The organism is Hephaestia caeni, assembly GCF_003550065.1.
Lineage (GTDB): Bacteria > Pseudomonadota > Alphaproteobacteria > Sphingomonadales > Sphingomonadaceae > Sphingomonas > Sphingomonas caeni_A.
In genome coordinates, this window is the sequence record NZ_QXDC01000003.1 from 205,439 (window position 1) to 217,229 (window position 11,791).

General features: G+C 67.0%; 6 protein-coding genes. 5 read left to right on the plus strand and 1 reads right to left on the minus strand.

From position 1 onward, the window contains the following. Positions 1–10: 10 nt before the first annotated feature. A complete protein-coding gene (locus DFR49_RS09475; RefSeq protein WP_119035527.1) occupies positions 11–3,415 on the minus strand; it encodes a TonB-dependent receptor in 3,405 nt (1,134 codons plus the stop codon). A gap of 286 nt (positions 3,416–3,701) precedes the next feature. Here DFR49_RS09475 and DFR49_RS09480 point away from each other — a divergent pair, with 286 nt between their 5' ends. The 5 genes from DFR49_RS09480 (at position 3,702) to DFR49_RS09500 (ending at position 11,752) form a co-directional block, all read left to right on the plus strand. Then, positions 3,702–5,315, plus strand: coding sequence for a tryptophan halogenase family protein (locus tag DFR49_RS09480; protein WP_281271762.1), 1,614 nt, complete (start codon positions 3,702–3,704; stop codon positions 5,313–5,315). Further along, positions 5,312–6,847 (plus strand): tryptophan halogenase family protein, encoded by a 1,536-nt coding sequence (locus tag DFR49_RS09485; protein WP_119035529.1) that lies wholly within the window; start codon positions 5,312–5,314, stop codon positions 6,845–6,847. Before DFR49_RS09480 ends, DFR49_RS09485 begins: the two co-directional genes overlap by 4 nt. Beyond that, a complete protein-coding gene (locus DFR49_RS09490; protein WP_119035530.1) occupies positions 6,844–7,869 on the plus strand; it encodes a cupin-like domain-containing protein in 1,026 nt (341 codons plus the stop codon). The genes DFR49_RS09485 and DFR49_RS09490 overlap by 4 nt, the downstream gene beginning before the upstream one ends. 219 nt (positions 7,870–8,088) lie before the next feature. Beyond that, positions 8,089–9,780 carry a glycoside hydrolase family 43 protein gene (locus DFR49_RS09495; RefSeq protein ID WP_119035531.1) on the plus strand — a complete coding sequence of 564 codons (1,692 nt, stop codon included), beginning with the start codon at positions 8,089–8,091 and terminating at the stop codon, positions 9,778–9,780. Between the two features lie 172 nt (positions 9,781–9,952). Continuing rightward, positions 9,953–11,752, plus strand: coding sequence for a glycoside hydrolase family 9 protein (locus DFR49_RS09500; RefSeq protein WP_119035532.1), 1,800 nt, complete (start codon positions 9,953–9,955; stop codon positions 11,750–11,752). Positions 11,753–11,791: the final 39 nt, after the last annotated feature.

The following is an 11,791-nucleotide window of genomic DNA, read 5'->3' on the forward strand; positions in this document are numbered from 1 at the left end:
GTTCCCGGCGTTACAGACTGCCGCGGATGATGAACGAGAAGCGGCGATCGTTCATGAAATAGGATCGCGGCCCGCGCAGCCCGCTGGTCGTGAACATCTGCGAGGTCTTGGTGATCTCGTTGGTCAAATTCACGCCCTGAACGCCGAGCTTGACGCCCTTGTAGATCGTGAACATCGCCGAAGCGTCGATCTGCCCGGTCGGCTCGTTGAAGATCGGATAATAAGGGAAGATCACATCCGACGAGGTGAGCAGGAAGCGCGAGCGCCAGTTGTACGCGGCGCGGAGCGACACCGGCCCCTTTTCGTAGAACAGCGCGACGTTGACGTTGTGCTTCGACAATTGTTCGAGCGGCAATCGGAAATCGGTGCCGATCGGCGAATTGGTCACCGGATTGCCGTTGTTGAGCCGCGAATTGGGCAGCCCCTTGCTCTCGATATAGGTATAGCTCGCGCTCGCCCCCAGCCCGCTGAGCAGCCCCGGCAGGAAATCATACGTCTGCTGGTAGGCGACCTCGAACCCCTTCACCTTGCCGCTGCCCTCGTAATTGGCCGGGCCGCGCGCCTGGAAGGTTTCGGTGATGCCGTTGTTGGTAAGCTGGATCGGCACCACGTCCTGGAAGAAGAAGTTCTTGATGTTCTTGTAGAAGCCATCGACCGTCAGCGAGCCGACGCGCGCGAAATACCATTCGGCGGTGATGTCGAACTGATCCGAGATCGCCGGTTTCAGATACGGATTGCCGCGCGTGGTGGCGAGCTGGAGCGTGTTGCCGTCGAAATTCGCCTGGAAGAAATTCCGGGTGTCGGCGAGTGACGGCCGCGCCAGCGCTCGCGATCCGGCGAAGCGGAGCAGGAAATTGTCGGTCAGGTTGAGCTTGAGGTTCAGGCTCGGCAGGAAATAATGATAGGTATTGGTCGCGCTGACCGGCTGCGCGACGCCATCACCGGCGAACGCCTGCAAATCGGCATAGCCTTCCGGCCCGAGCTGGCAGATTCCGCCCGGACGGCTCGGCGGCGTTCCCGGCGGCGCGTTATCGGGCGGCGGCTGGAGCGCGCAGCGCACATCATAGGGATCGGTCACGCCCAGATTGGTCGCCGTGGGAATCCCGAACGCACCGGCCGAACGCAGCTTGGTATCGACGTAGCGAACACCGATATTGCCCGACAGCTTGAGCCCGCCATCGGCATATTCGTCGTTGCCGAAACTCACCATCATATAGGCGTTGAGGTTGCGTTCGCTGACGGTCTGGATTTCCTGCGGCAGGAAATCGGTTCCCGGGACCACCCCCGCACGCTGCGAGGCAGGCACCCAGCGGTTGGTTGCGGTGGCACCGTTCTCGTTGTGCCAGATATCGTTGATGCTCTTGAAATATTCGGCCGAGCCCCGATAGGCTTCGATCAGGTTGCCGTTGAAATAATATCCCCCGGGCGGGCCGGATGTCTGGCCACGGAAGAAGTTGTCGAAATTGTAGAAGCCCGAATATTCCGGCGACTGGGCGAAGCTGACCGCCGAGCCCGACCACACCTCGCTGATCGCACCCCAGTTATAGGCCGAACTGCGGATCTTCTGATCACGATCGGCATAGCGCGCGCCGACCTTGAGGTGCTTGAGGAACGAGCCGTCGTCGAAATTATACTGAGTGTCACCGCGGAACGACCATTCGTTGCCGACGCTGTGTTCGATGTGATCCATCGCCGCGCGCCAGAACGAGAAATTGGGGTTCCTGAAATATTCGGAATCGCTCGCCGCCGCCATGTCGGGATTGGGCGTCGCCCAGCCCGCGGCGAGCGTCAGCGGCTTGTGCGGGATCACGACCGGAATGTCGCCGGTGAGATCGATCTCCTGATCGGCGAAGGTCGATCCGAACACGCTCATGTCGGTCGTGTCATGCTCGGCATGGACATGTTGGGCGTCGACATTGAACGACCAGCGGTCGTTGGGCGTGAACTTGAAGTTCAGGCCGTAATCCTCGACGATGTTCTGGTCCTCGACCTCGCGACGCGACAGCGATTGCTGGATGCCGCCGGTGGGAACGTTGGTCGTCGCCGAGCCGCTGTCGCCCGAACGCCAGCCGTTGCCGGGAAGCGTGATATAGCCGCTCTCGAAAACGCCGTTCTCGTCATATTGATAATTGTCGAAGCCGCCGACGGGGCATTCGGCGCGCGTCGAGGCCCCAGGGCCAGCGTTGTTCTGCTGACAGCCGTAGGGATAGGTATTGTATTCCGACAGATCGGGCGCGCTTTCGAACGTATGCTCGCCCCAGCGCTGATACGAATCGGTGCGCAGGAATTGCGCGGTGAGCAATGCGCGGCGATCGAGGCTTTCCCACTGCCCCGCCACCGCGATGCCGGTGCGCTGGCGATCGTAATCCTGGGTGCGGAACTGGCCGCCGAGCGGCGCATAGGCCAACGCCAACGGATCGGCGAAACCGTCTGCGCCGGGCGTCTGCGCGGCCCCGCAGGTATTGGCTGGATTGGCGATCGTAGTCGCCGGATCGTCGGGATTAGTGATGTTCGCCGGGATCAGCGTCGTCGAATCACCGCCGCCCGGCAGCGGATTGCGGCAGACCGCGGTGCTCGTGGAGTTGGCGGCCGTGGTCGACGCGTTGTCGCGGGTTTGGTAATTGGTGATCTGAAGGCCGTCTGCGCGGCTGTAGATCTGCGAATAGGAAACATCGGCGAGCAGGCCAACCCGGCCGATGCCGGTATTCCAATTGTTGCTGAACAATGCCGAGACAGTGGGCGACCATTTCTTCGCCATGTCACCGTAATTGGCCTCGACGTCGAAGCTGAACAGCATGCCGTCATGATCGAAGGGCTTGCGCGTGTTGAGGTTGACGGTGCCCGACAGCCCGCCTTCGATCATCTCGGCGGTGGCGTTCTTGTAGACCTCGACCGACCCGAGCAGTTCGGACGGCACGTCGGAAAAGTTGATCGCCTGACCGTAGACGCCGGTCGAGAAGGTGTCGCGGCCGTTGAATTCGGAGCGGACGAAGCTCAGCCCGCGGACAACGACGCCCGAGCCTTCGACCGAGAAGTGATCGGGATCGTTGCTGCCCGCGAAGCGATTGATCGCGACGCCGGGGACGCGTTGCAGCGCCTCGGTGACCGAGCGATCGGGCAAGGCGCCGATATCCGACGCGGTGATCGCATCGACGATCGTATCCGAATTACGCTTGATCTCCTGCGCGTTGGCAAGGCTTTCGCGAATGCCGGTGACGACGATCTCGCCGCCGCCCGACGCGGCCTGATCGGTATCCGTGCCGCTCTGCGTGGCCGGCGCATCCTGCGCCCAGGCCGGCAGCGCCGCGATCGCGCCGCCCAGCGCGAGCAGCGAGGCCCCGCAGCGCAGCGCCACACCGGTAGCGCTCCCACGATCGCCGCGCAGCGCGCGACGCAAATTCAGGAAGTCCCCCATGCATCCCCTCCCACCTGATAGCGCTAACAGCTTCTGCCACGCCTTGTTTGTGCCTCTTGCGTAACGCAAGACCCGCGTCGCTGCAAGATAGCGCAATATTCGCGACGGCAATCACCCCCCAATTGTGGCAAAACTATCACGACGCCCCGCGCCGCGCCCGCGCAAACCCCCGGAAATCCGCTATGCGCATGTGCGGGCGTCTCTAATGTATCGCTAACTTGATTGTTTGACGCTGCGCCGCCGGCCTCTCTAGAATAGCGCCCGACGGGGGGAGGACGAGAGCGGCATGGGCATGGGCGGCAACACCGGATCAGGCGCGACGGCACCAGGCGGGACGGCACCGGGCAGGGCGACGGACCAGGACACCGGCGGCGCACGCGCGCCGATCGAGCGACTCGTGATCGTCGGCGGCGGCACCGCGGGGTGGATGGCCGCCGCGGCGTTCTCGCGCTACCTCAACAACGGCCGCACCAAGGTGACGCTGATCGAATCGGCGGAGATCGGCACGATCGGCGTGGGGGAAGCGACGATCCCGCCGATCCTCAGCTTCAACAAGATGCTCGGGATCAACGAAAACGAGTTCATCGCGGCGACGCAGGGCACGTTCAAGGCAGGCATCGAATTCGTCGACTGGGGCGCGATCGGCGAGCGTTACGTGCATCCGTTCGGCTATCACGGGCACGAGATCCACGGCGTCGCGTTCCACCAGCTTTATCTGCGCGCGCGGGCACAGCGGCAGATGCCGCCGATCAGCGACTGGTCGATGAGCGCGGCGGCGATCCGCCACGGCCGCTTCGCGCGGCCCGGCACGGGGGCGTCGTTCCCGCTCGACCAGCTTTATTACGCCTATCAGTTCGATGCTGCGCTTTATGCCAGATACCTGCGCGGCTATGCCGAGCGCGGCGGGGTCGAGCGGATCGAGGGCAAGGTGGTCGACGTCGCGCTCGACGGCGAGAGCGGTTTCGTCACCGACCTGACGATGGCCGACGGGCGCATAATCGCGGGCGACCTGTTTCTCGATTGCTCGGGGTTTCGCGGGCTGCTGATCGAGCAGGCGCTCAAGACCGGCTATGACGACTGGTCGCGTTGGCTACCGTGCAACCGCGCGGTCGCGGTGGCGACCGAGAATGTCGTGCCGCCCGAGCCGCTGACACGCGCGACGGCGCGGGCGCGCGGCTGGCAATGGCGCATCCCGCTCCAGCACCGGATGGGCAACGGCCTGGTCTATTCGAGCGCCTATCTCTCCGACGACGAGGCGCGCGACACGCTGATGGCGAACCTCGAAGGCCCGGCGCTCGCCGATCCGCGCACCTTGTCGTTCACCACCGGACGGCGGCGGCTGTCGTGGAACAGGAACGTCGTCACGCTCGGGCTGTCGAGCGGGTTCGTCGAGCCGCTCGAATCGACCAGCATCCACCTCGTCCAGGCCGGGATCGCCAAACTGATCGCCTTGTTCCCCGACAAGCGCTGCACCGCTGTCGAGCGCGACGAATATAATCGCGCGATGAAGGATCTGGCGGAGGATATCCGCGATTTCGTCATCCTCCATTTCCACGCGACGCGGCGCGACGATTCGCCGTTCTGGGATTATTGCCGGACGATGGAGCCGCCCGACAGCCTCGCGCGCAAGATCGCGCTGTTCCGCGAGAAGGGCCGCGTCTTCCGCGACAATTTCGAGCTGTTCGCGACCCCGAGCTGGGTGGCGGTGATGTTCGGCCAGGGCATCTGGCCCGAGGGATACGATCCGATCGCCGACGCGCTCGACGAATCGAGAGTCGACCAGGCGATGGCGCAGATGCGCCGCGATTACGAAGACGCGGCGCTGCGGCTGCCGAGCCAGGCCGAGTTCATCGCGCGCTGCTGCGCGGCGCCGGCGATGCCGATGGCGGCGGCATCATGATCGACGATCCGATCCGCCGCATCGTCATCGTCGGCGGCGGCACCGCGGGCTGGATGGCGGCCGCCGCCACGGCGCGCATTCTGGGCGCGATGCCGGGGCTTTCGATCACGCTGATCGAATCGGAGCAGATCGGCACCGTCGGCGTCGGCGAGGCGACGATCCCGCAGATCGTGCTGTTCAACGCCTTGCTGGGGATCGACGAGCCCGACTTCGTGCGCGCGACCAACGCAACCTACAAACTGGGCATCGAGTTCATCGACTGGGTGCGGCCCGGCCATCGCTACACGCATCCGTTCGGCTTTTACGGGCTCGACATGATGGGGATCGAATTCCACCATCACTGGCTCAAGGGCCGCACGCTCGGCGATCGGCACAGCCTCGACGATTATGCGATCTCGATCGTCGCGGCGCGCGCCGAGAAATTCCTGCGCCCGCGCCCCGACCAGCCCAAATCGCCGCTCTCCAAACTCGCCTATGCCTTCCAGTTCGACGCCAGCGCCTATGCGCGGATGCTGCGCGGGCTCGCCGAGGCGGGCGGGGTGACGCGCGTCGAAGGCCGCATCGTCGATGCGACACAGGCCGGCGAGCGCGGGCTGATCGAGCACGTCACGCTGGCCGACGGGCGCACGATCGCGGGCGACCTGTTCATCGATTGCTCGGGGTTTCGCGGGTTGCTGATCGAGCAGGTGATGAAAGCGGGGTTCGAGGACTGGAGCAAATGGCTGCCGTGCGACCGCGCGCTCGCGGTCGCGAGCGAGCGCACCGCCGACTGGCAGCCGCTGACGCGATCGACCGCGAAGCCGGCGGGGTGGCAATGGCGCATCCCGCTCCAGCATCGCACCGGCAACGGCTATGTCTATTCGAGCGCGCACGTCTCCGACGACGAGGCGGCGGCGACCTTGCTCGCGGGGCTCGACGGCGCCGCGCTCGGCGATCCGCGGCCGCTGCGCTTCACCGCGGGGCACCGCAAGGCGGCGTGGGTGGGCAATGTCGTCGCGCTGGGACTCGCCAGCGGCTTCCTCGAACCGCTCGAATCGACCAGCATCCACCTCGTCCAGACCGGGATCGCGCGGCTGATGACGTTGTTTCCGACGCGCGCGTTCGATCCGCGCGCGATCGCCCGCTACAACGCGATGACGCTGCGCGAATATGTCGACATCCGCGATTTCCTCGTGCTTCATTACAACGCCACCGAGCGCGACGACACGCCGTTCTGGGATTATTGCCGCAATCTCCCGCCGCCCGAGGGGCTGAAGGCCAAGCTCGAGATGTTCCGCGCGTCGGGGCGCATCTTCCGCGAGCATGACGAATTGTTCACCGAGACGAGCTGGCTGTCGGTGATGGCGGGGCAGGGAATCGAGGCGGCAGGCTATCATCCGGCCGCCGACCTGCTGGCGGACGACGAGACGCTGACGCGGCTCCGGCATCTGCGCGAGGTGGTGGCGCACACCGCCGCGGCGATGCCGACGCAGCAGGAGTTCCTGCGCCAGGAACGATCGCTGGCCGAACAACCGCTCGCCCGCGCGTCGTGAGCGGGCTGCCCGCCCCCCGCCCCATCGCCGAATACGAGAGCGTCGATCGCGCGCGCTTCCTCGATGAGATCCGCCCGCTGGCGAAGCCCGCCGTGCTGCGCGGGCTCGGCGCGGGCTGGCCCGCGGTGGCGGCGGCGCGCGCCTCCGACGAGGCGGCGGTCGAGCATTTGCTGGGGTTCGGCCCGACGCGCGACATCACCGCGATCATCGGCGCGCCCGAGATCGGTGGGCGTTTCTTCTATCGCGACGACATGCGCGCGCTCAATTTCGCGCGCGGGCACGCGCCGCTCGGTGACGTGCTCGGCCGGTTGCTGCGCGACCGCGCCGATCCCGCACCGCACGCGATCGCGGTGCAATCCGAGGTGCTGCCCGAATTGTTGCCGGGGTTCGCCGAGGCCAACGCGATCGATCTGTTGCCGATGCCCGCGCCGCCGCGCGCGTGGATCGGCAACACGATCCGGGTGGCGCCGCATTACGACCTCAAGGAGAATATCGGCGTGGTCGTCGCCGGGCGGCGGCGCTTCACGCTGTTTCCGCCCGAGCAGATGGCGAACCTTTATCCCGGCCCGCTCGAACTGACGCCCGCGGGCACGCCGATCAGCATGGTCGACCTCGCCGCGCCCGATCTCGACCGCTATCCCGGCTTCGCGGACGCGATGGCGAGCGCCGAGACCGCGACGCTGGAGCCCGGCGACGCGATCTACATCCCCTTTCACTGGTGGCACGGGGTCGATTCGCTCGATCGCTTCAACGTCTTCGTCAATTACTGGTGGAACGAGGCGCGCGGCGATCTGGGCAATCCCTATGACGCGCTGATCTACGGCCTCTACGCGCTACGCCATTTGCCCGCCGACCAGCGCGCGGTGTGGCGCGACGTGTTCGATCGCTATGTCTTCGCGACCCACGGCGACCCGGTCGCGCATCTGCCCGACCATGCCAAGGGCGTGCTCGGCCCCGATCCCGACGCGACGCTGCTCGGCCGGATGCGCGCGACGATCAAGCAGCTTGCGGCTAGGTTGTAGGACAAGAGCGGGCGTCCTGAACTTGTGTGGTAATTCTCCCTTTCGGGAACGTGATCACTCAACCATCCCTCGACCACCCCGGCGAAGGCCGGGGTCCAGTATCGGGCCGCTCGCAACTGGACCCCGGCCTTCGCCGGGGAGGTCGAGGGGGAGATAATCCCGCATAGCCATGCCGCTTTACTCGTGGTAGCGTTAGCACAAACATAGAGGGGAGCGGGGATGCGCGGCGGATCGCCGATCTGGGGCGTGCTGGCGATAGCGCTGGGAGCGCTCACGCTGCCGGGCGCCGCGTCGGCGCCGCGCACCGCGACCTTCGCCTGGGTCGATTATACGGGCGACGACGCGCTGCCGCCGGGGGTGACGCAAGCGCCGGGCGATTATCGCAATCCGATCCTCGCCGGCTTCTATCCCGATCCCAGCATCACGCGCGCGGGCGACGCTTATTATCTGGTCAACTCGACCTTTTCCTATTTCCCCGGCCTGCCCGTCTTCAGGAGCACCGATCTGGTCCATTGGACCCAGATCGGCAATGCGATCGACCGGCCGGACATGGTCGATTTCGGCGCGCTGGGGGTGTCGCGCGGGCTCTATGCGCCGGCGATCTCGTATCGCGACGGCACCTTCTGGATCGTCAACACCTGCGTCGATTGCGGCGGCAATTTCGTGATCACCGCGACCGACCCCGCGGGGCCGTGGTCCGATCCCATATGGCTCAAAGAGGCGGCGGGCGGGATCGATCCGTCGCTGTTCTTCGACGACGACGGCAGCGCGTGGCTGGTCAATAACGACGTCCCCGCCGAGCCGCCGCGCTACGACGGGCACCGCGCGATCTGGCTGCAACGCTTCGATCCGGCGACCAAGCGGCTGGTGGGTGCGCGGCGGGTGATCGTCGATGGCGGCGCCGATCCGGCGGCCGATCCGATCTGGATTGAAGGGCCGCACCTTTTCAAGAAAGACGGGCATTATTATCTGATCGCGGCCGAGGGCGGGACGGCGGAAAACCATTCCGAAGTGGTATTCCGTGCCGATGCGGTGACCGGGCCGTACGTGCCCTTCGTCGGCAACCCGATCCTGACCCAGCGCAATCTGCCCGCGACCCGCGCCTTCCCGATCACCTCGACGGGCCATGCCGGGTTCGTCGATACCGGCAAGGGCTGGTGGGCGACCTTTCTCGGCGTGCGGCCTTATGACGGGCGCAACTTCAACACCGGGCGCGAGACCTTTCTGCTGCCGGTGACGTGGGCCGACGGCTGGCCGCGGATCACCGCGCCGGGCGCGGCGGTGCCCTATGTCCATGCCCGGCCCGACTTACCCGTGGCAACCGCGCCCGCCCCCACCACGGGGCCGATGACGCGGCGCGAGCGATTCGATGGCCCCGCGCTGCCGCTCGACTGGATGATGCTGCGCAATCCGGCCGGGCATTGGTATCGGCTTGGCGACGGCGCGACTCTCGACGCGCGGGCGGTGGGGCTGGGCGACAGCGGCAATCCCTCGTTCCTCGCGCGCCGGCAGCAGCATCTGAACGCGAGCGTCACGACGCGGGTGCGGTTCGCGCCCGCACAGGACGGCGACCGCGCGGGGCTCGCCGCGTTCCAGAACGACGATTACTGGTTCTTCCTCGGGATCGAGCAAGTGGCGGGCAAGGCGATGATCCGGCTCGACCGCCGCGCCGGAGAGCGCAACCCGAAAGCGGGAACGATGGTGGCCGAGGCGCCGCTCGACGCCGCTGCCGGTGCGCCGATCGACCTTCGCATCACGGCACGCGGCGGGCGCTACGACTTCGCCTATGCGACCAGGCCGGGCGTGTGGCGCGTGCTCGCGCGCGATGTGGACGGGACGATCCTGAGCACCGAGGTCGCGGGCGGATTCGTGGGGACGATGCTGGGGATTTACGCTTATGCCGCCGATTAGTTTTGGGGGAACGCTCATCGCCCGATCGTCATGCCGGACGTGTTCCGGCATCCGCCGTCCCGCAGATGCCGCGGCCGATTGGTTCGCGGCCCGGCGGACCCCGGAACACGTCCGGGGTGACGGAGCGAGTGCGCTGAAGGCACGCACGATCGGCGGGATCGCGTTTGCGGTCATGGTCGCCTTGGCCACGCCGGCATCGTCGGCGGCGCCCGCCCCCTCGGCGCCGATCCGGCTCAACCAGATCGGGCTGCTGCCTGACGGGCCCAAGCGCGCCTTGCTGCCCGATGCGGCGACGGCACCGCTGAGGTGGACGCTGGCCGATGCCAGGGGCGCGACGGTCGCGTCTGGCGAGACGATCGTGATCGGCGACGACGCGGCGTCGGGCGAGCATCTCCATCTGATCGATTTCGGTGGCTTCACGGGGCGCGGCGAAGGCTTTCGACTGCATGTCGGCGCGCGCGAGAGCCGCCCGTTCGCGGTTCAGCCCGGCCTCTACGCGCCGCTCAAGCACGCGGCGCTCAATTATTTCTACCAGTCGCGCGCAGGGACGCCGATCGAGGCGCGCTATGCGGGCGGCGATCGCTGGGCACGGCCGGCGGGGCATCCTCACGAGATCGTCACCTGCGTGGCCGGCACCGACGAACAGGGCAACCGGTGGCCCGGCTGCGCGAATAGCTACGACGTCACCGGCGGCTGGTACGATGCCGGCGACCACGGCAAATATGTCGTCAACGGCGGGATCGCGCTGTGGACGCTGCTCGACCTTTATGAGCGGGGCCAGCGCTGGAAGGCGCCGCCCTTCGCCGATGGATCGGCGGCGCTGCCCGAGGCGGGGAACGGCACCAGCGACCTGCTCGACGAGGCGCGCTGGGAGATGAATTTCCTGCTCGCGATGCAGGCGCCCGCGGGAACCACGATGGCGGTCGTGCCCGACGTGGCGCGCGCGGCGAAGGGGCTTGCGCCGGTGCCGACCGACGTTTCAGGCATGGCGTTCCACAAGGTCGCCGACGAACATTGGACGGCGCTGCCGATGCCGCCGCAGGACGACCCCGAGCGCCGCGTGCTGTTCCCGCCGAGCACCGCGGCGACGCTCAACCTCGCCGCGACGGCGGCGCAATGCGCGCGGATCTGGCGCACGATCGATCCGGCCTTTTCGGCGCGCTGCCTCGATGCCGCCCAGCGCGCCTTCGCGGCGGCCGAGGCGCATCCCGACATCTACCCCGTCGCCGATTTCACCGGCAGCGGCGGTTATGGCGACGGGGCGCTCGCCGACGAATTCTACTGGGCGGCAGCCGAATTGTTCGTCACCACCGGCGCGCCGCATTATCGCGCCGCGATCGAGGCGAGCCCGTTCTTCCGCGGCCCCCAAGCCGGCGAGTTCGGCTGGCCGACCACCGCGACGCTGGGCACGATCGCGCTCGCGACGCTGCCGAGCGCGCTGCCCGCGGCGGATCGCGTGCGGCTGGGCAAGGCCATCGTCGCCGCCGCCGACGGTTTCCTCAGCGACGAGGCGCGCGTCGGCTATCGGATTCCGTACGATCCGCCGGCCTATCCCTGGGGCTCAAACTCGAACCTGCTCAACCGCGCGATCCTGCTCGCGCTCGCGGGCGATATCACCGGCAAGCCGGCCTATCGCGACGGCGTGATCGACGCGATGGATTATATCCTCGGCCGCAACCCGCTCGACCGTTCGTTCGTGTCGGGGTTCGGCGCGCGGCCGATGACGCAGCCGCACCACCGCTTCTGGGCGCACGCGGCCGACGCGGCGCTGCCCCCTCCCCCGCCCGGCGTGCTGTCGGGCGGCCCCAATTCGAGTTCGCGCCGGGCCGACGAGATCGGCGCCGCGATGGGGCCGTGCGCACCGCAGCGCTGCTGGGCCGACGACTGGCGCGCGTTCTCGATGAACGAAGTCGCGATCAACTGGAACGCGCCGCTCGTCTGGGTGGCCGCGTGGCTGGACGCGCACGGGTGATTGCCTTGGTGCCACACGTGACGCTAGATGCGGCGGACA